Here is a 21,694-nt window from a genome sequence, read left to right as displayed (position 1 = left end):
GAAGTGGAAGGGGCACGCCGTGGTGCAGGCTTACATCCTGGTCCAGACGGAGGTCGGAAAGGCCGCTGCTGTCGCAGCGGAGATCTCCGGCATCACGGGCGTGCTGTCCGCGGAGGACGTCACCGGACCTTACGACGTGATCGTGCGCGCCCAGGCCGATGACGTCGACCTCCTTGGTCAGCTCGTGGTTGCCCAGGTCCAGGGCGTTGGAGGCATCACCCGCACCCTGACGTGCCCAGTGGTGCACCTAGCCTGCTGAGCCATGGCTCCCACCGTCCGTTCCCGGCCCTCGCTACCGGTCGTGATCGCGATCGCGCTGCCGCTGCTGCTCGCCGTGGCCGTGGCCGCGATCTCCATCACAGCGAGGGTCCGTGGGGTCGGTGAGCCCACACCCGCGCCACCGCAGACCGGACCCCTCGCGGTGGTGCCGGTGGATGCACCGGACGCGGCGGGCCCGGACTGCACGAAGTTGCTGGCCGCGCTCCCGGCCGGCCTGTCGTCCGGAGACGGCACCCTGCCGACCCGCCCGCAGGCCGAGCCGGCGCAGCCCGGCGTGCATGCGTGGGCGGCCGCGCCCCAGCCCGTGGTGCTGCGCTGCGGCCTCCCGCGCCCGTCCGAGCTGAACCCGGCGTCGGCGCTCCTGGAGATCAACGGCGTGCGGTGGCTGCAACTCTCCGACGACGCACCGAACCCCGAGGTCGTCACCTACGTGGCCGTCGATCGTCCGGTCTACGTGGTGGTGACCGAACCGGTCGACTCCGGCAGCGGTCCCCTCCAGCAGCTGTCCGACGTGATCCGCGCAGAGCTGCCGGCCGCGCCCGTGAGAGTGCGCTAGCGGGAGTCGTTAGACGCGTCTACCATCGCTCTTCATGGTGACTATGTCGCGGGCCACCGAGGACTACCTCAAGGCGATATTCCACCTCGCCCACCGCGAAGGCCCGGTCACCACCGGCCAGCTGGCCCACGAGCTGCACGTCTCGTCGCCGTCGGTCTCATCCATGGTCAAACGCCTGGAGGACGGCGAGCTGATCACGCGGCCGGACCACCGGTCACTGCAGCTCACCGCCAGCGGCGAACGCGCTGCGCTCCGCGTGGTGCGTCGCCACCGGCTGCTCGAGACTTTCCTCGCCCGCTCACTCGGCGTGCCGTGGGACGAGGTGCACGCCGAGGCCGAGTTGCTGGAACACGCCCTGTCCGACCGGCTCGAGGAGCGCATCGACGCCGCGCTCGGCCACCCCACCCACGACCCCCACGGCGACCCCATCCCGCCGCGCGAGGGGCCGCACGAGGAGAACTGGGGCGAGGCGCTGTCCACCGTGCCGGCCGGTCGGCGGTTCCTCGTCGAACGCGTCTCCGACCGTGACAGCGCGGCGCTGCGCTACCTCGGCGACCTCGGCGTCGTGCCCGGGGTCGTCGTCGGCGTCGAGGAGCAGGCCCCGTTCGGAGGTCCGCGCTGGGTGCGGATCGGCGACGAGCGTCACCCCCTCGGTGATCCGCTCACGAGGTTGGTGCACGGCCACATCGTCGACGAGTCCCCCGGCGTCGAAATGCCGCAGTCGTGACGGCCACGCAGCCCGCCCCGTCCACCATCGAAGAACTGCGGGCCCGCGGCAGAGTACGGGGCCGGCTCGCCTTCTTCGGCCCGGCGATCGTCGCCGCGATCGCCTACGTCGACCCCGGCAACTTCGCCACGAACTTCTCGGCCGGTGCCGAGTTCGGCTACCTGCTGCTGTGGGTGATCGTCGCCGCGAACCTGCTGGCGATGCTCATCCAGACGCTGTCGGCCAAGCTCGGGCTGGCCACCGGGCGCAACCTGCCGGAGATGTGCCGCGAGCGGTTCCCACGGCCCGTGACCCGTGTGATGTGGGTGCAGGCCGAGCTCGTGGCCATCGCCACCGACCTGGCCGAGGTGATCGGCGGAGCGATCGCGCTGCACCTGCTGTTCGGGATCCCGCTGCTCACCGGCGGGGTGATCACCGGGGTCGTCGCGTTCGCACTGCTCGGCCTCCAGGGCCGCGGCTACCGGCCGTTCGAGCTGGCCATCGCGGGCCTCTTCGGCGTCATCCTGCTCGGGTTCCTCAGCACGGTGCTGCGCATCGGCGTCGACCCCACCGCTGCAGCCGCGGGGCTCGTCCCCCGTTTCGAGGGCACCGACAGCCTGCTGCTGGCCACGGGGATCCTCGGGGCCACCGTCATGCCCCACGTCATCTACCTGCACTCCGCGCTCACCAACACCCGAATCCCGGCCACCACCGTGAGCGAACGGCGCTTCCTGCTGCGCTACCAGCAGATCGACGTCCTCATCGGAATGGGGTTGGCCGGGCTGGTCAACGCGTCGATGCTGGTGATCTCCGCGGCGCTGTTCTTCGGCAGCGGTGTGCCGGACACCGACACCCTGGAGGGCGTCTACGCGGGCCTCGCCCGGGTGCTCGACCAGCCCGCCGCGTTCGCATTCGCACTGGCCCTGCTGGCCTCGGGCTTCGCCTCGTCCGGGGTGGGTACCTATGCGGGGCAAGTGGTGATGCAGGGGTTCATCCGCCGCCGGATCCCGCTCCTGCTGCGCAGGCTCCTCACCCTCGCCCCCGCGCTCGTGGTGCTGGGCATCGGCGTGGACCCCACCCAGGCGCTGGTGCTCTCCCAAGTGGTGCTGTCGTTCGGCATCCCGTTCGCGCTGGTGCCGCTGGTGCTGCTCACCCGCAAGCGCGACATCATGGCCGAGCTGGTCAACCGGCGGCTCACCACCGCGGTGGCCGGGCTCGCCGCGGCGGTGATCATCCTCCTGAACGGCTTCCTCATCTGGCGGACGATCACCGGGGTCTGAGTCAGCGCAGGCCGGTGCCCCGCGCGAGCGCCGTCTCCACGAGCGTGGTGAGCAGCGCCGGGTAGTCGAGGCCGGTCACCGCCCACGCCCGGGGGAACATCGAGATCGGGGTGAACCCGGGCATGGTGTTCACCTCGTTGACGGTGACCTCGCCGTTCGGCCCGACGAAGAAGTCGACACGCGCCAGACCCTGGCCGTCGAGCGCCCGGAACGCGGCCACGGCCAACTCCCGCAGACGCTCGGACTCCGCGTCGCCCAGCTTGGCCGGGATGTCGAACTCGCAGACGTCGTCGAGGTACTTGGCCTCGAAGTCGTAGAACTCGGGGGTGGTGCCGCCTGCACCGGTGCCGACGATCCGGATCTCGGCCGGCACGCTCGCGCGCACTGTTCCGTCCGGGAACTCCAGGACGGCGACCTCGACCTCCCGGCCCACGATCGCGGCCTCCACCAGCACCTTCGGGTCGTGCTCGCGGGCCGTGGCGATGGCGTCGGGCAGGTCGGCCCAGTCGGTGACCCGCGTGATCCCGACCGACGACCCGGCCCTGGCGGGCTTCACGAACACCGGCAGGCCCAAGCGATCGCGTTGCTCGGGCGTGACGGTGTCGGTGCCGCGCCGGAGCACCACGAGGTCGTTGATGGGTAAGCCGTCGGCCGCCAGCAGCTTCTTGGCGAATTCCTTGTCCATGCCGGCCGCGCTCGCGAGCACGCCCGCGCCGACGTAGGGCACCCCGGCCATCTCCAGCAGGCCCTGGATCGTGCCGTCCTCGCCGAAGGGACCGTGCAGCACCGGAAACACGACGTCGACACCGGAGAAGACCTCGCCGGCGCGATCCGGGTCGAGGACAACGAGCCCGCCACGCGTCGGGTCGCCGGGCAGCGCGAGTGCGGTGCGCGTTTCGTCGACGGACGGGAGCTCACGGCCCGCGATCACCAACTCCCGAGGGTCGTCCGTGCCGAGCACCCAGGCCCCGGACCTGGTGATGCCGACCGGCACCACCTCGAAGCGGTCCTGGTCGAGGTGCGAGAGCACCGACCCGGCGGAGATGCAGGAGATGGCGTGCTCGCTGCTGCGGCCGCCGAACACCACGGCCACCCGCACCTTGTCCCGGCTCATGACGTCCGAGACTAGGCGGGCGGAGCCGGTGGCACCGATCGGGGCCGCCCCCGATCACGGGACCGCGTCGACTCAGCTACCGAGTTAGCCAAGATGGGGTCCATGGTCGAAGTCGGGCTGCATGAGGCGAAGACGGCGCTCTCCGATCTCCTGCGCCGAGTGGCGGAGGGCGAGGAGGTGGTCATCACCCGCAGCGGGGAGCCCGTCGCACGCCTCGTGCCGGTACAGCGGCGCACGCCGCGCGTCCTCGGACGGGATGCCGGGCTGCTCGAGGTGCCCGCGGACTTCGACGAGCCCCTCCCGAACACCTGCAGCGAGCCTTCGATCTGAGGCTCTGAGCGTCGTTCCGACCCGGACACGACGAACCACAGAAATGGGGCGATCTGCCTACGTACGGCGGTAGATCGGCTCGACGGTCCACAATAGATTTTCGACGTATGCGGCTTCGTGCGGTGCTCATCGGCCTGGTTGCGGCTGCGGCCCTCGTCGGGTGCACCTCGAGCGGAGAGACGCCGCCGGCCACCACTGCCGCGCCCACCACCGCGCCGATTGCGCAGGACACGACCTCGGCCGCGCCCACCACCTTTCCGACAGCAACCACCACGGTCACGGCCGCGCCCGACGCGGTGGCGTTCTTCAAGGCCCAGGAGCCGGCATGCCGGGCGGAGGCGGAGCGGGTCGGCAACCCCGTGGTCGACCCCGCCCGGTTCGCCGGTGCGAAGCTCGTCCAGCAGAACACCGACGGCACCGCGCTCATCGAGGACGGTGCGGGCACGCAGCTGATCGTCGACGTCTCCGGCGAGAAGATCCTGCCCGCGAGCGGCAACGCCGAGGACCTCATGCCCGACCCCTACGGCTTCGGCTGCCCGCCCGAGATCTTCGTCGGCACCGTGGCCTGATCCTCGATCGGTACGTCGGCGACGGCCCGGCTCAGCTGCCCCAGCGCTGCTCCAGATCGAGCACCTCGGGCAGCCCGATGAAGTCGGTGAACTCGCCGAATGACGGGAGCCCGGGCAACGCCGCGGCCGGCGTGCCGTCGGCCCGGATCGTCGCCAGCAGGGACCGGATGGCGGCGGTCGCGGCCAGCAGGGTTCCGATCGGGTAGAGGACCAGGGCGAACCCGAGGTCGCCGATCCGCTCCAGCGGGATCGGCGGGGTGCGGCCGCCCTCGGCCCAGTTGAAGACCAGCGGAGCCACACCCTTCAGCTCCTGCGCCACCCGCGCGATGTCGTCCTCGCTGGTCGGCGCCTCGACGAACAGCATGTCCGCGCCCGCCTCGGCGTACGCACGCGCCCGCGTGATCGCCGCGTCCAGCCCCTCGACGGCAGCGGCATCGGTGCGGGCGATGATCACGAGATCCGGATCGCGACGGGCGGCCACAGCAGCATGCAGCTTGCCCACCATCTCCTCGGCCGGAACCACGGCCTTGCCGCTCATGTGGCCGCACTTCTTCGGCATGACCTGGTCCTCGAGGTGGATCCCGGCCACGCCGGCCTGCTCATAGGCCTGCACGGTGCGCACCACGTTGATCGCGTTGCCGTAGCCGGTGTCGGCGTCCGCGATCACCGGGACGTCCACCGCTGCGACGATGCGCCGGGCGTTGTCGATCATCTCGGCGGCGGAGAGGAGCCCGACGTCGGGGCGCCCGATGAGGGAGGCGGTGGTGCCGAAGCCGGTCATGTATACGACGTCGAACCCGGCCTCCTCCACGAGCCGCGCCGAGAGCGCGTCGTAGGCGCCGGGGGCGGTCACGGGCTGCGGCCCGGCCAGCAGTTCGCGCAACCGGGCCCTGGGCGCGGTGGGTTGTCGCAAGAGCTTTCCCACGTCCAAACCTCCCAATTTGTATACAACAAGTTAAGGCATGGCCATCATGCTTTGCCATGGGGTGACCACTGGGCCTATTTTGCACACAATCAGCCGGGGAGGTTGTGTGACGAGGGCGTCGGAACGGGCCGTGGGCGCGGTGCGGGAGCTGATCTTGCGCGGTGACCTCGCCGCTGGTACCCGCCTCGGCGAGGTGGAGTTGGCCGAACGTCTCGGCGTGAGCCGCACGCCGGTGCGCGAGGCGCTGGGCAGGCTGGCCGCGGAGGGCCTGGTCGAGATCGTTCCCAACCGCGGTGCGCGCGTTGCCAGTTGGACGGTGGCCGAGCTGGAGGGCGTGTTCGACCTGCGCTCCGCGCTCGAACCCCGGATCACCGCGCTCGCGGTCCCACGCGCCGACGCCGCCGACATCACCGTCCTCGACGAGTTGGCGCGCACGATGCTCGACGTCGGTCTGCCCGGGCCAGACCAGGACCTCGACGCCCTCGTGCCGCTCAACCGCAGGTTCCACGACCGGCTGGTCGTGGTGGCCGGCCAGCCTGCGCTGGCCACCGCACTCGCCGGCGCCATCCATGCCCCGATCCAGCTCCGCAACTTCCACGCCTACGACGACGCCTCGCTGCGCCGCAGCCTGGCCCACCACGTCGAGATCGTCGCCGCGATCCGGGCGGGCGATCCGACGTGGGCGCAGGCCGTCATGACCGCACACATCCAGAACGCCCGCACCGTGATGCTGCGGGTCGCTCGTGAGCAGGAGGCTCCATGACCTATCGCCTCGGTGTCGACGTCGGCGGCACCTTCACCGATGTGTTGCTGGTGGAGGAGGCGAGCGGCACCACGTGGCGGGCCAAGACCGCCTCCACGCCGTCCGATCAGGCCGTGGGCGTGTTGAACGGCATCGGCAAGGTGTGCGACGAGGCCGGGATCGCTCTCTCGGACGTCGCCCAGGTGCTGCACGGCACCACGGTCGCCACCAACGCGATCCTGGAGGGCAAGGGCGCCACCGTCGGGCTGGTCACGACGAAGGGCTTCCGGCAGGTTCTGCAGATCGCGCGCTCGTACGTGCCGGGCGGTCTGGCCGGCTGGATCATCTGGCCGAAGCCGGAGCCGCTGGCGGCGCTGGAGAACACCGTGGAGGTCGACGAGCGCCTCGCCTCCGACGGCACCGTGATCCGCGATCTCGACGAGGCCGACGTCCGCGCGCAGCTGGCGAAGCTCCACGGGATCGACGCGCTGGCCGTCGCCCTGATCAACTCCTTCGCCGACCCCGCCCACGAGAGGCGCATCGCGCAGATCGCGGCAGAGATGCTCCCCGGCGTGCCGGTCTCGCTCTCCTCCGACGTGCTACCCGAGCTGCGCGAGTACGAGCGCACCGTCACCACCGTGGCCAACGGGTACGTGCAGCCGCAGGTCAAGCGCTATGTCGAGACGCTGTCGGGCAAGCTCGCCGAGGGCGGCGTGGCCGGCGAGCTGGCCATCCTGCGCAGCGACGGCGGGCTGTCCACGGCGGACGCCGCGATCGCCGCCCCCGTGACGATGCTGCTCTCGGGGCCCGCGGGCGGCGTCACGGGGGCGGTGTGGACCGCCGAGCAGTGCGGCTACTCCGACCTGATCACGTTCGACATGGGCGGCACCTCCACCGACGTCGCCCTCGTACAGAACCTCACGCCGCGGATCGGCCGGGAAACGAAGGTCGGCGACCTGACGGTGCGAGCGTCCAGTGTGGACGTCCGGACCGTCGGCGCGGGCGGAGGCTCCATCGCGCACGTGCCCGAGCTGACGAAGGCGCTGCGCGTCGGCCCGCAGTCCGCGGGCGCCGACCCCGGCCCCGCCGGATACGGCAAGGGGGGTACCGAGCCGACCGTCACGGACGCGAACGTGGTGCTCGGCTACCTCCCGTCGTCGCTGGCGGGCGGCGAGATCACCCTCGACGTCGACGCCGCGCGGAACGCCGTCGGCAAGGTCGCCGAAGCGATGGGACTGCCCACCCCGGAGGCGGCGGCCGCGGGAATCGTCGACATCGTCAACGAGAACATGCTCGGCGGCCTGCGACTCGTATCGGTGCAGCAGGGGTTCGATCCACGTGACTTCGCGCTCGTCGCGTTCGGCGGCGCCGGCCCGTTGCACGCCAACGCACTGGGGAAGCTGACCGGCGCGTGGCCGGTGATCGTGCCGCCGTCACCGGGCGTGCTCTGCGCGCTGGGTGACGCCACCACGTCCAAGCGCAGCGAGTCGGCCCGCACGGTGCTGCGTCGCTTCCACGACCTGACCGGCGACGACCTCGCCGGCATCCTGCGCGAGCTGGCCACCGAGGCGGGCGGGCGGCTCGCCGAGCAGGGCGTCGCCGGGCCCGACCAGACCACGACCTACCAGGTGGACGTCCGCTACCACGGCCAGGGTTTCGAGATCGGCATCGACGTCGACCCGCGCTGGCTCGACGACCCCGCGTCGGCGCTCACCACGCTCGCCAGCGCATTCGATCTGGAGCACGAGCGGTTGTTCTCGTTCCTGCTCAGCACCGACCACGAACTGGTCAACGCCCGCGCCACCGTGTCGGGACCGCGCCCGCAGGTGGCGGCCACCCACCTGCCCGACGGCGACGGCGACCCGTCAGCCGCGCTGCTCGACACGCACCCGATCCACGTCTCCGGCGGGCAGGTCGACGCCCACGTCTACGACCGCACCAAGCTGCGCGCCCGGGACGTGATCACCGGGCCCGCGATCGTCACGGAGATGGACTCCACCACCCTCGTGCTGCCCGGTCACACGGCGACGGTGCACCCGTCCGGCAGCCTGTTGATCAACCCCGTGGAGGGCTGAGCGCATGGCACGGATCATCGAGACCGCAACCGGTGAGATCGAGAAGACCGGCGTCGACCCCGTCACCCTCGACCTCATCGAGAACGGGCTGCGCAACGCCCGCTACGAGATGGACGAGGTGCTCTTCCGCACGGCGCTCTCGCCGGGCATCCGGGAGCAGCACGACGAGTTCCCGCTCATCGGCGACCCCAGCGGGAAGATGGTGGTCGGCCAGTTCGGGCTCTCCGTGCCCGACTTCCTCGAAGGGTTCGACGACACCGTCGAGGAGGGCGATGTCCTGCTGACGTCCGACCCGTACGCGTGCGGCGCCGCGATCAGCCACGCCAACGACTGGCTGATCGTCATGCCGATCTTCCACGATGGCCGCGTCGTGGGCTGGGCGTCGATGTTCGGGCACATGTCCGACGTCGGCGGCAAGACGCCGTGCTCGATGCCCACCGACGCCCGCACGATCTACGAGGAGGGCGTGGTGATCCCGCCCTTCAAGCTCTATCGCAAGGGCGTGCTGAACGAGGATGCGCTGCGGATCATCCTCAATCAGGTCCGGATGCCGGACTGGAACCGCGCCGACCTCAACGGTCTCGTCGCCGCCTGCCGCACAGCCGGCAGGCGGGTGGTCGAGATGTGCGAGCGGTTCGGCACGGCCACCTACCTGTCCGCGCTCGACGCGTTGCTGCAGCGCAACTACGACGCGATGAAGGTGCTGCTGGAGATGGTGTTCGAGGAGGGCAAGACCCTCTCGTTCACCGACTACATCTGCGACGACGGCGTCGGCAACGGCCCCTACGAGCTGAAGCTCTCGCTCACCCGCACCGGCGAGAAGGTGCACCTGGACTTCACCGGGTCGAGCCCTCAGGCCGCCGGGCCGATCAACTACTACATCAACGAGAACCTCACCCGGATGTTCTTCGGGATCTACATGATCACGGTGGCCGACCCGCAGATCCTCTGGAACGACGGGTTCTACCCGCTGGTCGACGTCACGATCCCGGACGGCTCGTACTGGAAGCCGAAGCACCCGGCGTCGCTCAACGGGCGCAACCACGGCATCGGCCGCGTGTTCGACCTGTTCGGCGGGCTCCTCGGCCAGACCAACCCGGCGCTGCTCAACGCCGCGGGCTTCTCCTCGTCCCCACACTTCATGTATTCGGGGCACTACTCCGGCGGCGACCGCAAGGGCGAGTGGTTCCAGCTCTACTCGATCGGCTTCGGCGGCATCCCCGGACGCCCGCTCGGCGACGGACCCGACGGCCACTCCCTGTGGCCGAGCTTCGTCAACATCCCGTGCGAGTACCTGGAGTCCTACTACCCGCTGCGGATCGAGAAGTGGGAGACGATCGCCGACACCGGTGGCGCCGGGCTCCATCGTGGGGGCAACGGCGTCGACGTGGCGTACGTGTTCGAGGAGCCGGGCACCATCGCGATCCACGACGACCGATGGCTGACCTACCCGTGGGGCGTCAACGGCGGCACACCCGGCGCGCGTGGCACGAAGTGGATCGACCGCGTCGACGGCACCCGTGAGGTGCTCCCCTCGAAGTGCCACGACGTGCCCGTCTTCCCCGGCGATGTGCTGCACTTCGTCACGTGGGGCGGGGGTGGCTGGGGCGACCCGCTGGAGCGCGACCCGGCGCTCGTCGCGCTGGAGGTGCGGCGCGGGCTCGTCACGGCGGCGGGTGCGCAGCGCTATGGCGTGGTGGTCTCCGAGGCAGGCGAGGTGGACGACGCAGCCACGGCGGAGCTGCGCGACCGCCTGCGCGCCGACCGTCCCGCGGAGCTGCCGGTGTTCGACATGGGCCCGCCCATCGACGAGCTCCTCGAACGCTGTGAAGCGGAGACCGGCCTGCCTGCGCCGAAGCGCCCCGTCTGGTCGAACTCGTGACCGGCCCGCACGGCAGTTCGTTCTCGGGACGCGTGGGGTGGGGCATCCGGCCCGCGGTGCTGGTGGTGGACCTGGTCCGCGCCTACACCGAGCGGGGCGGACCCTTCGAGCTGCCCGAACCCGCACCCGCGGTGGCTGCCACCGCCGAACTGGTGGATGCCGCGCGGGCGAAGGGCCACCCCGTCGTCTGGACGGTGGTGCGATACTCCCCCGACCTCGTCGACGGCGGGCTCTTCGTGCGGAAGGTGCCCGCGCTGACCGCGTTCGCCGAAGGCGCGGCCGGAGGCTGGGGCGAGCTGACGCTCAAGCCCCTGCCCGGGGAGACGCTGGTCGTGAAGCAGTACGCCTCGGCGTTCTTCGCCACGTCGCTGGCCCCCACCCTGCACGCCCTCGGCGTGGACACGGTGGTGGTCTGCGGCGTCTCGACGTCCGGCTGCGTCCGCGCCTCCGCCACCGACGCCCTGGGCCACGGGCTGCGCCCGCAAGTGGTGCGGCAGGCGTGCGCCGACCGCTCACCCGCCCTGCACGAGTCCAACCTCACCGACCTCGACGCCAAGTACGCCGACGTGATCGACCTGGCGGAGGCCCTGCAACACCTCGCGCCCTGACCGCCCCGAAGATCGCCACGAGATCCGATTATCTGCCCTCGCGAGGGCGGATAACCGGATCTCACCCCGATCATGGCGGGGTGGTTGTCCACAGCTTGTTCGGAACGGCCACACGGACCTCGGTCGGTCGTCACCCTCGTGGTCATGCCGATTCCGAACGCCGCAGACGCCCCGCTCCTGGTCACCGACGCCGACGTGCTCCGGCGCGTCACCGACCTGGTCGGCACCGCGGCCGTGGTCCGCCAACTCTGGATGATGTTCGTCGACGGGGACTGCCGGCAGTCTCCCGTCGTCATGCCGATCTCCGACATCCCCGAGCACCCGGAGTCCGGTCTTCTCGACGGCCTCGCCATGGTTCTGTCCGGGCTGCGCGACGAGCTCACGACCGATCTCGGTCCGGGCTCGGTGATCCTCACGCTCGAACGCCGGGGCCCCGACGCGGTGCTGCCGGCCGACCGCGAGTGGAGGCGTGCACTGGCGCTCACCTGTGATCGCGCGGAGATGGGGCTGCGCGGCCTCTTCCTCAGCACCGACGCCGCGGTGCGCCGCATCGCTTGAGGTTCCGCTGCGAGCACGTATCGGGGGACGGCGATCCGGTCCGCAGGGTGCAAGACTCGCTCGCATGGCTGCACCCGACCTGGCTCCCATCCACCGCATCGTGCCGAAGGAGAACGGGCTCGCGAGCGTCTCCGTCGTGCGGGCTGACGGCACTCCGCACTCGTCGCTGGTCAACGCGGGGGTGGTGAACCATCCGCTGACCGGCACGCCCGTCGTCGGGTACGTCACCTACGGCCCGGTGAAGCTGCGCAATCTGCGGGCCCGGCCCGCGACCTCGATCCTCTGGCGGGCCGGGTGGCAGTGGGCGGGCGCCGACGGCATGAGCGAGCTCATCGGTCCGGACGATCCCGTCGACGGCATCGACGACGAGCGCCTGCGGATCCTTCTGCGCGAGGTGTTCACCGGCGCCGGCGGCACGCACGACGACTGGGACACCTACGACCGCGTGATGCGCGACGAGCGCCGGGTGGTGGTGCTGGTGGAGCCGCATCACGTCTACGGCAACGCCTGACCCACGCCCGGTTCGTCCGCCGGTGCTTTTCCGACCAGTCCACGGATCCGCTCGGCCTGCGCCAGCTGGAAAGCCCGGCCGCGCTCGAGGAAGTCGGCGATCACCGTGAGCTCGGCGACCGTGTAACGCTGCAGCTCGCCCGCGCCGGCCTCCCCCACCGGCCCGTAGATCTCCTCCGCGCGCCGCCGAGCCGACGGCGTCAGCGCGACGACGGCGCGCCTGCGGTCGTCCGGGTCGGGTTCGCGGGTGAGGTACGCACGGGCCGTGAGCCGCTGGATCGCCGTGGTGGCCGCGGCGGGGCTGAGCCCGACGGCGGCGGCGACCTGCCCTGCGGTGAGCGCGCCGTCCGCCACCGCGCCGAGGATGCGCAGGTCCGTGCGGTTGACGCCGAGCAGGTCGGCGGCCGCCGCGTCCACGGCGTCGGCTGCGCTCCCGAACCGTTCGGCGGCCCGAGCGGCCCGCTCGACAACCAATTGCTTCGACACTCGAAGGAGTCTAGCCTCGAGTCATCATTTCGACTGTCGAAGGAATATTCATGGGTGCATCGCAGCTACCGTCTTGGCTCCCCGTGGCGAACCGGCTCGTCAAGGCCCTCCAGCGGCTTGGCCTCCCGCTCGGGACGATCCACGTCCTGACCGTCCCGGGCCGGGTCACGGGGCTCCCGCGTGCCACCCCCGTCTCGCCGCTCGTGGTGGACGGGCGCCGCTACGTCGTCGCGGGCCTGCCGCGATCCGACTGGGCCGGCAACGCGCGAGCGGCGGGCCGGGGCGAGCTCGCCCGCGGGCGACGGCGCGAGGACGTCGCGCTGACCGAGGTGACCGACCCGGACCTGCGCCGGACGGTGATGCGGGCCTTTCCGACGGAGGTGCCCGGCGGGGTCGACTTCTTCGTGCGCCTCGGGCTCGTCGAGCAGGGCACCCCCGAGCAGTTCGCCGCGGCGGCCGATCAGGTGGCCGTCTTCGAGATCCGCCCGCGCGCGGAGGTGCGGACCTGACGGCCTCGCAGCCTGTCTGACCTCCTCGCAACCCGCCGGCACGTTGCGAGGACGCCCGCGTGCTGCGAGGACGCCGATCAGCCGCGGGTGAGCAGCGAGCGCGCGAAGAAGGCCAGGTTCGCCGGGCGTTCGCCCAGCCTCCGCATGAAGTAGCCGAACCACTCGGTGCCGTAGGGCAGGTACACGCGCACCTGCAGCCCTTCGGCCGCCAGCTCGGACTGCGCGCGGGGCCGCACCCCGTAGAGCATCTGGAGCTCGTAGTCCATCGCCGTGCGGCTGCCACGCCCGGCCAGGAAGCGCGCGATCTCGACGAGCCGTGGGTCGTGGGTGGCCACCATCGGCAGACCCTGCCCCGCCATCAGGATCTTCAGGCAGCGGACGTACGAGCGGTCGACCTCCGAACGGCGCAGGAAAGCGACCGAGCCGGGCTCGTCGTAGGCGCCCTTGCACAGCCGCACCCGCGAGCCCGGTCCGGCGAGGTCGCGGCAGTCGCCCTCGGTGCGGCGCAGCTGGGCCTGGAGCACCGCGCCGACCCACGGGTGATCCACCCGCAGGTCACGCACGATGCCCAGCGTCGAGTCGGTGGTGGTGTGGTCCTCCATGTCGACGGTGACGGTGGTGCCGGCCGCGGCGGCCGCCTCGCAGATCTGGCGCGCGGAGTCCAGCGCGATCTTGTCGGCGTCGACGGGGAGGCTCTGGCCCAGCGCGGAGAGCTTGACCGACACCTCCACCCGGTCGGCCAGGCCCTCCTCGCGCAGCCGCCCCAGCAGCTTCCGGTAGGCGACCACCGTCGCCTCGGCCTGCGCCCGGTCGGTGGTGTCCTCGCCGAGGTGGTCGACGGTCACGAGCCGGTCGGCCGCGATCCGGCGGGCCGCCGTGATCGCGTCGTCCACGGTGGTGCCGGCCACGAACCGGTTCACCAGCGGGTCGAACGGGCCGGCCTCGACCGCGGCACGGACGGCCCGCGACCGCGCGGCGGCGAGCAGGGCGCTACGGAGCATGGGCAGGACCGTAGATCCGGCGCGTGCGGGCCAGTCTTGTCCGATTGGATAAGGTTCGGGAGCAACGCTCGTCCGAGTCGACATGGCTGCCAGAGCGACGAAGGGGCGATCGCCCGTGGACACCACCCTGCGGAAGGTTCTGGCCGCCGTCGGCGAACCGCTGGTCGACGTCGTGGAGTCACCCAGGGGGCTCGACGTGCCCGTCACGGGGCTCACGATCGTCGACCCCGACGACGAACCGGACCAGTACGTGGGGCAGCTCGTCCTGGTGATCGGCGCCCGGGGCCGCGACGCCGTGGCGGCCGTGCGCACCGTGGCCCGCGGCCGCGCCGCCGCCGTTGCCGTCAAGGCCGGTGACGCCGTCGACGAACTCCGGGCCGCAGCGTCAGCGGCGCGCGTCCCGCTGCTCGTGGTGCGGCCCGACGTCCGCTGGGAACGGCTGGAGTCGCTGGCCAGGGACGTCCTGGACAGCGGGGGCGACCCTGCGGAGGACGGCCCGGGCGAGCTGTTCTCGCTCGCCCAGACGGTGGCGCTGCTCACCCACGGCATCGTCAGCATCGAGGACACGGCCAGCCGGGTGCTCGCCTACTCGCGCTCGGACAGCGACGCCGCGCAGGTCGACGAGCTGCGCAGGCTGTCCATCCTGGGCTGGCAGGGCCCACCCGACTACCTGCGCATGCTGCGCGAGTGGGGGGTGTTCGACCGGCTGCGCACCGGCGAGGAGGTGGTCCACGTCGACGAGCACGCCGACCTCGGCGTCCGCCGCAGGCTCGCCGTCGGCATCCACGCAGGTCAACGCCAGTTGGGGACGATCTGGGTGCAGGAGGGCGCCACGCCGTTCGCCGAGCGTGCGGCGGACGTGCTGCTCGGTGCGGCACGCGTGGCGGCCGGGCACCTGATCCGCCGCCGCAGCAGGGAGACCCCGGGTGCACGGTGGAGCCGCGAACTGGTGACCGGACTGTTGGACGGCCGGACGGACCCGGGCCTGGTCGCCGGCGTGTTCGGATTGGCCGAGCGGACGACGGCGCTCGTGGTCGCCTTCGCCGTCCGCGACCGTGGGTCGTTGCCGGCCGGGGACCCGGCGACCCACGAACTCAGCCTGGCCGAGCTCACCGACGTCGTCTCGGTGCACGCCGCGACCTACCGCCGGGCCGCGCTCACGGCGTCGGACGGAGCACGGGTGTACGCCGTGCTCCCGGACGCGCCGGGCGACCGCCCGGATTCCGCGCTCCTGGCCATGTGCAGCGAGGTGGCGGCGATGACGCTGCGGCGCGCCGGTGTGCGTGTGCAGGCCGGGATCGGCTCGGCGGTGGCCGGGCTCGCCGGCGTGGCGACGTCACGGGGGGAGGCCGACCGGGTGCTCGACGCGATGCCGGACGGCCCCGGCGACCCGACCGTTGCCGCCTTCTCCGACCTGCGGGCCGAGGTGCTGCTCAACCAGACCCTCGCCCTGTTGGAGGCGAGCCCCGACCTGCGCGATCCGGCGGTGACACTCCTTGCCGCCTACGACCGCGAGCACGGCAGCGACCTCGTCGGCTCGGTGCTCGCGTGGCTCGACGCGATGGGGGACGTTCGGGTGGCCGCAGAACGGCTCACCGTGCATCCCAACACGTTGCGGTACCGGGTGCGTCGGGCGGTGGCCGTGGGCGGACTGCGCCTCGACGAGCCCCGGGCACGGTTGATGCACCACCTGCAGCTGCTCGCGGCGGTCCGGTCCGACGGCATGCGCCCCGGAGTTGTCCGACCGGACAAGGACGGATGCGCATCGTCATCCGTCTGAATGAACCGCCGGGCCGCGCACCTTCCTAGGGTTCTGGTCACCTGACCCCGGGGAGGCTTCGCCATGGACGCGATCACCAGCACGCCGCCGCCGCGCAACGAGCCCATTCGCGACTACGCACCCGGCTCCCCCGAGCGTGCGAGCCTGCAGGCCGCGCTCGCCGAGTTGGGCGGGCAGCACCACGAGCTGACCGTCACGATCGACGGACGCCGGCACATGCCCGGTGGCCCCCGGATCGATGTCGTCGCCCCGCACGACCACGGGCACGTGCTGGGGACCTACGCCAATGCCGGTCACGAGGACGCCAAGGCCGCGGTCGAGGCGGCGCTGCGGGCGGCGCCGGTGTGGCGCGCGATGTCCTTCGACGAGCGCGCCGCCGTGGTGCTGCGGGCCGCCGACCTGCTCTCGGGACCGTGGCGGGACCGGATGAACGCCGCCACGATGCTGGGCCAGTCGAAGACCGCGATCCAGGCGGAGATCGACTCCGCCTGCGAGCTCGCGGACTTCTGGCGCTTCAACGTGCACTTCGCGCGTCAGATCCACCAGAACCAGCCGAACAGCGGCGCGGGCGTGTGGAACCGCATGGACTACCGGCCGCTCGAGGGCTTCGTCTACGCGATCACTCCGTTCAACTTCACCGCGATCGCCGGCAACCTGCCCACCGCACCCGCACTCATGGGCAACACGGTGATCTGGAAGCCCTCCCCCACCCAGGGCCTCGCGGCGCAGATGACGATGCGCCTGCTCGAGGAGGCGGGGCTGCCGCCCGGTGTGATCAACCTGCTCACCGGCGACGGCCGGGAGATCTCCGAGGTGCTGCTCGCCGACCGTGCGCTCGCCGGCATCCATTTCACCGGTTCGACGGCCACCTTCCAGCACCTGTGGCAGCAGGTCGGCGCGAACATCGGTTCCTACGCCACCTACCCGCGCGTGGTCGGGGAGACGGGCGGCAAGGACTTCGTGGTCGCCCACCCCTCGGCCGACGTCGACGTGCTGCGCACCGCGCTCGTCCGCGGTGCCTTCGAGTACCAGGGTCAGAAGTGCTCGGCCGCCTCACGCGCGTTCGTCCCCCGGTCGGTCTGGTCCCGCCTGCGCGACGACCTCGTCGACGAGGTGGAGGCGCTCCCGATGGGCGACGTCACCGACTTCCGCAACTTCCTCGGCGCGGTGATCGACCGCCGGGCGTACGACAAGGTGACGGCGGCGCAGCGGGCGGCCCACGACGACCCGTCGGTGGAGGTCGTGGCGGGTGGCACGGCCGACGACTCGACGGGGTTCTTCGTCCGACCGACGCTGGTGGTCGGCTCCGACCCCGACCACGAGATGTTTCGCACGGAGTACTTCGGGCCGTTGCTCGCCGTGCACGTGTTCTACGACGGGGATTTCGACCAGGTGCTGACGCACGTCGACCGCGGCGCGCCCTACGGGCTGACGGGTGCGGTGATCGCCCGGGACCGGGCCGCGGTCGCCCGCGCTAGCGAGACGCTCAGGTTTGCCGCCGGTAACTTCTACATCAACGACAAGCCAACGGGCGCCGTCGTCGGTCAGCAGCCTTTCGGCGGCGGCCGCGCATCGGGCACAAACGACAAAGCGGGCTCGATCTACAACCTCCTGCGTTGGGTGAGCCCGCGCACGATCAAGGAGACCTTCGTCCCGCCGACGGCCACGGGCTACCCCCACCAGGGATAACTACCCGGACGCCCCTCCGGAACATCCCCGAAGCCCCATGTGTTTAGCATGGGACAAGTAATTATTCGGGCCCGGCGGGAGTGGTCGAGTGACAGCGGCAGTGGCGGAGCGCGGACCGGGATCGGGAGGACCGGCGGGCGCAGAGGAGCCGGATTCCAGCTACAAGTGGATCGCCATCTCCAACACAACCCTTGGGTTGTTGATGGCGACGATCAACTCCTCCATCGTGCTGATCGCGCTGCCCGACATCTTCCGGGGCATCGGCCTCGACCCGCTGGCGCCCACCAACACCAGCTACCTGCTGTGGATGATCATGGGCTTCCTGGTCGTCACGGCGGTGCTGGTCGTCGGGTTCGGCCGCCTCGGCGACATGTACGGCCGCGTCAAGATGTACACGCTCGGATTCGCGATCTTCACCGTCGCGTCCGTGCTGCTCGCCATCACCTGGCAGAGCGGTGGCGCAGGCGCGATGTGGTTGATCGGCTGGCGCGTCATCCAGGGCATCGGCGGCGCGTTCCTCTTCGCGAACTCCAGCGCGATCCTCACCGACGCGTTCCCCGTGCACCAGCGCGGCATGGCGCTCGGCATCAACGGCGTCGCGGCGATCGCCGGCTCGTTCATCGGCCTCGTGCTCGGCGGCGTGCTCGCGCCGGTGAACTGGCACCTCGTGTTCATCGTCTCGATCCCGTTCGGGATCTTCGGCACGGTCTGGGCCTACCTGAAGCTGCGCGACACCGGCCAGCGCAATCCGGCCAAGATGGACTGGTGGGGCAACGTCACGTTCGCCGTCGGCCTCATCGCGCTGTTGGTCGGCATCACCTACGGCATCCAGCCGTACGGCGACCACACGATGGGCTGGACCAGCCCTCTCGTGCTGAGCTGCATCATCGGCGGCCTCGTGGTGCTGGGGATCTTCGGCTACATCGAGGCCAAGGTGGCGAGCCCGCTCTTCGCGCTCTCGCTGTTCACCATCCGCCCGTTCACCCTCGGCAACCTCGCGAGCTTCCTGGCGGCGCTCGGCCGTGGCGGCCTGCAGTTCATCCTGATCATCTGGCTGCAGGGCATCTGGCTGCCGCTGCACGGGTACAGCTTCGAGCAGACCCCGCTGTGGGCGGGCATCTACATGCTGCCCCTGACGGTCGGCTTCCTCCTCGCGGCACCGGTGTCGGGTGTGCTCGCCGACCGCATGGGCGGACGCGGCCTCGCCACCGCCGGCATGCTCGTCTCGGGCCTGAGCTTCGTGCTGCTCGAGATTTTGCCGATCAACTTTCCCTACCTCGGCTTCGCCGCCATCCTGCTGGTCAACGGGGTGGGTATGGGCCTGTTCACGTCACCGAACCGGGCCGACGTCATGAACAGCCTGCCTGCCAGTTCGCGGGGCGCGGGCGCCGGGATGACCGCGACCTTCCAGAACTCGGCCACGGTGCTGTCCATCGGCCTGTTCTTCGGCCTGATGATCGCGGGACTGTCCCAGCACCTGCCCGCCGTGCTGGAGCAGGGGCTGCTGCAGCACGGGGTGCCCGCGGCCGACGCGAGCCGGGTGGCCGCGCTGCCTCCCGTCGCCGTGCTGTTCGCCGCATTCCTCGGCTACAACCCCGTGCAGCAGCTCCTCGGTGACGTCCTGCCGACGCTGCCGCCCGACCAGGCCTCGTTCCTCACGGGCCGCAGCTTCTTCCCGGAGCTGATCTCCGGACCGTTCCAGGACGGCCTCACCGTGGCCTTCTGGTTCGCCATCGGCGCGTGTGTGCTCGCCGCCGTGGCCTCGTGGTTCATCGGCGCCCGGCGCACGGCGGAGACCACCTCGGTCGGCGCGGAGCTCGCCTCTGTGGCGGGTGAGGCGGGGATCGGCCCGTCCGAGCTCGTGGAGGACTTCGCGACCGAGCCCCGGCACCAGGCTGCACCTCGGGTGCTGACGCCTGCGGTGGGCGAGATGCTCGGCGAAGTTCGCACGGCCGCGGGCAGCGCCGTCCCCGACGGCGTCGTCACGCTGACCGATGCGAACGGACGCCAGGTGGCGCGCTCGGGCGTCGACCAGGACGGCCGGTTCTCCGTGCAGGGGCTGGCACCTGGTGCCTACATGGCCGTGGCCACGTCACCCGGCTTCCGCCCCGACGTCACGGCGCTCGTGATCAACGGTGCGGGCGCCGTGCACCGCTTCGCCCTGCGCGGTGACGGCACCGTCACCGGGACCGTGCGCGCGGCCCGCCACGGCGCTCCTCTCGCCGACGCGATGACCCTGGCCACCGACGCGTCGGGCCGCGTTGTCGGCAGTACCCACACCGGCCCCGACGGCACGTTCACGCTGGCCGGGCTGCCCGCCGGCCGGACCACCGTGACCGCGAGCCTCCCGGGTCACGCCCCGGGCGCCGCCGCGGTGGAGGTGACCGCCGACGTGCCCACGGTGGTCGAGGTGCTGCTGCAGTCCACGATCGCCTTGCTCAGCGGCCGGGTGACCGGGGCCGGCGGCGCACCCCAGCCGTTCGCGACTGTGGCCGTCACCCGCGCCGACGGTGAGACCCTGGCCGCTGCCACGACCGGTCCGGACGGAACGTTCGAGATCGTCGGGCTCGAGCCGGGCGACTACACGGTGGTCGCCACCGCGCAGAACGCGGCGCGGGTGCAGCTGCCCGCGGGCGAGCAGTGCAGGGTCGACCTGAACCTCGGCGGCAACAATGGCGCGCCCGTCGACGCCGGCTCAGCGGTTCGCGTTCAGTAACGCCAGCACGTCCCCGGCCACCGCGAGTCCGCGCTCCAGGGCGGACCGCGGTGGTTCGGCGTATCCGAGGACGATTCCCGCCCGTCCCGGATCCCCGGCGTGATGGCGGGCCAGCCCGTCGAGGGTGACACCCCTGGCCGCCGCCGCGTCGATCACGGCACGTTCCGTTGCGGCGTCCGGAAGCGGGACGACGACGTGGGCGCCGGCAGCGTCGCCCTCCACGACGTGACCGGCGGTGCGCACCGCGTCCGCCACGGCTGCCCGTCGCTGCGACAGCTCCCGGCGCAGCCGCCGCAGGTGCCGGGCCAGGTCACCGTGTGCGGCAAGGGCCACGAACACGCGCTGCCCGGCAGGCGCGGGCCGCGTGCCCGTGTGATCGCGAAGGTCGAGGACGGCGGAGCGCACGGCGGGAGGTGCCATCAGCCAGCCGACGCCGAGGGTCGGGGTCAGCAACTTGCTCGCCGTGCCGAGGTGGGCCACGACGTCCGGGCCGAGCGCGGCGAGCAGCGGTAGCGGGGCGACGTCGTAGCGCAGTTCGCCGTCGTAGTCGTCCTCGATCACGAGGAACCCCTCGGCCCGGGCCCGCTCCACGAGCGCCATCCGGCGGGCGGCCGAGAGCCGCGCCCCGAGCGGGAACTGGTGCGCCGGGGTGCAGTAGACGCCCGCGAGCCCCGCCGGGAGCGCCTCGACCACCAGCCCCGCCGCGTCCACCGGCACCGGCGTGACCACGAGCCCTGCCGTCCGGAGTGCGGCGACCGCGCGTTGGTACCCCGGCTCCTCGACGGCGACCCGTGAGCCGGGCGGCAGTGTGCGGGCCAGCTCGGCGACCGCCGCTGTGCTGCCGCCGGTGGCGAGCACCTGCGCGGGGTCGACCGCGAGCCCCCGGTGGCGCAGCAGGTGCTCCACCACGGCGGCGCGGAACGCCGGCACGCCGACGGGCTCCGCAGCCGCGTCCGGTGGCGGATCGGCCGCCGCGCGCCAGGCCCGTCGCCAGGCGGCGCGGTCGAGCACCTCGAGACACGGGGTGCCCGGCCACAGGGAGATCGGCCGCAGCTTGCGCTCCCTGCCGGGTCGGGACGGAGCCGTGGGCCGGGCAGGGCCGGGAGGGCCGGCGGGCGCCCCGACCACGAACGTGCCCGCTCCGCGCCGCCCCACGGCCCAGCCCTCGGCGAGCAGCTGGTCGTAGGCCGCGGCGGTGACCGTGCGGCTGACCCCGAGGGTGGCAGCCAACTCGCGGGTGGACGGCAACCGGTCCCCCGCCCGCAGGCCGCCGCCCGCCGTGACCGCCCGCAACGCGTCGGCGAGCTGCACGGCGAGTGGCCGGTCGGCGTTCCGGTCGAGGGCCAGCGGCGGCAGCTCCATCAGTGGCCTTTCAAACG

The 21,694-nt window shown here is 71.7% G+C and carries 21 protein-coding genes; 16 read left to right on the top strand and 5 right to left on the bottom strand.

The window, feature by feature from the left end:
* Positions 1–19: 19 nt before the first annotated feature.
* The 4 genes from ABD743_RS39005 to ABD743_RS38990 are packed head-to-tail and all read left to right on the top strand — an operon-like array spanning position 20 to position 2,821.
* Complete coding sequence (locus ABD743_RS39005) at positions 20–259, top strand: Lrp/AsnC ligand binding domain-containing protein (RefSeq protein ID WP_344728841.1); 240 nt, start codon at positions 20–22, stop codon at positions 257–259.
* Positions 260–262: 3 nt separating this feature from the next.
* On the top strand, positions 263–835 hold the full coding sequence (locus ABD743_RS39000; RefSeq protein WP_344728839.1) for a DUF3515 domain-containing protein: 573 nt from the start codon (positions 263–265) through the stop codon (positions 833–835).
* Positions 836–869: 34 nt separating this feature from the next.
* Positions 870–1,562 (top strand): metal-dependent transcriptional regulator, encoded by a 693-nt coding sequence (locus tag ABD743_RS38995; RefSeq protein WP_344728837.1) that lies wholly within the window; start codon positions 870–872, stop codon positions 1,560–1,562.
* Entirely contained in the window at positions 1,559–2,821 is a 1,263-nt protein-coding gene (locus ABD743_RS38990; protein ID WP_344728835.1) for an Nramp family divalent metal transporter, read from the top strand. Before ABD743_RS38995 ends, ABD743_RS38990 begins: the two co-directional genes overlap by 4 nt.
* Before the next feature lies 1 nt (position 2,822).
* Here ABD743_RS38990 and ABD743_RS38985 read toward each other — a convergent pair whose 3' ends face one another.
* On the bottom strand, positions 2,823–3,935 hold the full coding sequence (locus tag ABD743_RS38985) for a D-alanine--D-alanine ligase family protein (RefSeq protein WP_344728833.1): 1,113 nt from the start codon (positions 3,933–3,935) through the stop codon (positions 2,823–2,825).
* A gap of 102 nt (positions 3,936–4,037) precedes the next feature.
* Between ABD743_RS38985 and ABD743_RS38980 the strand changes: the two genes are divergently transcribed.
* Positions 4,038–4,265: a type II toxin-antitoxin system Phd/YefM family antitoxin gene (locus ABD743_RS38980; RefSeq protein ID WP_344728831.1), complete on the top strand. Its 228-nt coding sequence runs from the start codon at positions 4,038–4,040 to the stop codon at positions 4,263–4,265.
* Positions 4,266–4,372: 107 nt separating this feature from the next.
* Positions 4,373–4,834: a hypothetical protein gene (locus ABD743_RS38975; protein WP_344728829.1), complete on the top strand. Its 462-nt coding sequence runs from the start codon at positions 4,373–4,375 to the stop codon at positions 4,832–4,834.
* Between the two features lie 31 nt (positions 4,835–4,865).
* Here ABD743_RS38975 and ABD743_RS38970 read toward each other — a convergent pair whose 3' ends face one another.
* Positions 4,866–5,759 (bottom strand): isocitrate lyase/PEP mutase family protein, encoded by an 894-nt coding sequence (locus tag ABD743_RS38970; RefSeq protein WP_344728827.1) that lies wholly within the window; start codon positions 5,757–5,759, stop codon positions 4,866–4,868.
* Between the two features lie 106 nt (positions 5,760–5,865).
* Between ABD743_RS38970 and ABD743_RS38965 the strand changes: the two genes are divergently transcribed.
* The 6 genes from ABD743_RS38965 to ABD743_RS38940 all read left to right on the top strand — a co-directional run bounded on the left by ABD743_RS38965 (position 5,866) and on the right by ABD743_RS38940 (position 12,135).
* Entirely contained in the window at positions 5,866–6,522 is a 657-nt protein-coding gene (locus ABD743_RS38965) for a GntR family transcriptional regulator (protein WP_344728825.1), read from the top strand.
* Positions 6,519–8,576 (top strand): hydantoinase/oxoprolinase family protein, encoded by a 2,058-nt coding sequence (locus ABD743_RS38960; protein ID WP_344728823.1) that lies wholly within the window; start codon positions 6,519–6,521, stop codon positions 8,574–8,576. Before ABD743_RS38965 ends, ABD743_RS38960 begins: the two co-directional genes overlap by 4 nt.
* Before the next feature lie 4 nt (positions 8,577–8,580).
* Positions 8,581–10,458 carry a hydantoinase B/oxoprolinase family protein gene (locus tag ABD743_RS38955; RefSeq protein ID WP_344728821.1) on the top strand — a complete coding sequence of 626 codons (1,878 nt, stop codon included), beginning with the start codon at positions 8,581–8,583 and terminating at the stop codon, positions 10,456–10,458.
* On the top strand, positions 10,455–11,066 hold the full coding sequence (locus tag ABD743_RS38950) for an isochorismatase family protein (protein ID WP_344728820.1): 612 nt from the start codon (positions 10,455–10,457) through the stop codon (positions 11,064–11,066). Before ABD743_RS38955 ends, ABD743_RS38950 begins: the two co-directional genes overlap by 4 nt.
* 144 nt (positions 11,067–11,210) lie before the next feature.
* Positions 11,211–11,624: a hypothetical protein gene (locus tag ABD743_RS38945; RefSeq protein ID WP_344728818.1), complete on the top strand. Its 414-nt coding sequence runs from the start codon at positions 11,211–11,213 to the stop codon at positions 11,622–11,624.
* 64 nt (positions 11,625–11,688) lie between these two features.
* Complete coding sequence (locus tag ABD743_RS38940) at positions 11,689–12,135, top strand: pyridoxamine 5'-phosphate oxidase family protein (protein ID WP_344728816.1); 447 nt, start codon at positions 11,689–11,691, stop codon at positions 12,133–12,135.
* On the opposite strand, the gene ABD743_RS38935 is transcribed toward ABD743_RS38940, so the two are convergent.
* Positions 12,120–12,620, bottom strand: a complete 501-nt coding sequence (locus ABD743_RS38935) for a MarR family winged helix-turn-helix transcriptional regulator (RefSeq protein WP_344728815.1) — start codon at positions 12,618–12,620, stop codon at positions 12,120–12,122. The two genes, ABD743_RS38940 and ABD743_RS38935, sit on opposite strands and share 16 nt — an antisense overlap.
* 50 nt (positions 12,621–12,670) lie before the next feature.
* Between ABD743_RS38935 and ABD743_RS38930 the strand changes: the two genes are divergently transcribed.
* Positions 12,671–13,129 (top strand): nitroreductase/quinone reductase family protein, encoded by a 459-nt coding sequence (locus tag ABD743_RS38930; protein ID WP_344728814.1) that lies wholly within the window; start codon positions 12,671–12,673, stop codon positions 13,127–13,129.
* Positions 13,130–13,206: 77 nt separating this feature from the next.
* Here ABD743_RS38930 and ABD743_RS38925 read toward each other — a convergent pair whose 3' ends face one another.
* On the bottom strand, positions 13,207–14,130 hold the full coding sequence (locus ABD743_RS38925) for a proline dehydrogenase family protein (protein ID WP_344728812.1): 924 nt from the start codon (positions 14,128–14,130) through the stop codon (positions 13,207–13,209).
* 115 nt (positions 14,131–14,245) lie between these two features.
* Between ABD743_RS38925 and ABD743_RS38920 the strand changes: the two genes are divergently transcribed.
* The 3 genes from ABD743_RS38920 (at position 14,246) to ABD743_RS38910 (ending at position 20,315) form a co-directional block, all read left to right on the top strand.
* Positions 14,246–15,910, top strand: a complete 1,665-nt coding sequence (locus ABD743_RS38920) for a PucR family transcriptional regulator (protein WP_344728810.1) — start codon at positions 14,246–14,248, stop codon at positions 15,908–15,910.
* Between the two features lie 63 nt (positions 15,911–15,973).
* Positions 15,974–17,599, top strand: a complete 1,626-nt coding sequence (pruA, locus tag ABD743_RS38915; RefSeq protein WP_344728807.1) for an L-glutamate gamma-semialdehyde dehydrogenase — start codon at positions 15,974–15,976, stop codon at positions 17,597–17,599.
* A gap of 88 nt (positions 17,600–17,687) precedes the next feature.
* Positions 17,688–20,315, top strand: coding sequence for an MFS transporter (locus ABD743_RS38910; RefSeq protein WP_379659348.1), 2,628 nt, complete (start codon positions 17,688–17,690; stop codon positions 20,313–20,315).
* Here ABD743_RS38910 and pdxR read toward each other — a convergent pair.
* Positions 20,295–21,677 (bottom strand): MocR-like pyridoxine biosynthesis transcription factor PdxR, encoded by a 1,383-nt coding sequence (gene pdxR, locus ABD743_RS38905; protein WP_344728805.1) that lies wholly within the window; start codon positions 21,675–21,677, stop codon positions 20,295–20,297. The two genes, ABD743_RS38910 and pdxR, sit on opposite strands and share 21 nt — an antisense overlap.
* Between the last annotated feature and the right edge of the window lie 17 nt (positions 21,678–21,694).

Origin of the sequence: Pseudonocardia yunnanensis, from assembly GCF_039534065.1 — a bacterium.
GTDB lineage: Bacteria > Actinomycetota > Actinomycetes > Mycobacteriales > Pseudonocardiaceae > Pseudonocardia > Pseudonocardia yunnanensis.
The sequence above is the reverse complement of the archived record's forward strand: the minus strand, read 5'-3'. Positions and strand labels throughout refer to the sequence as shown.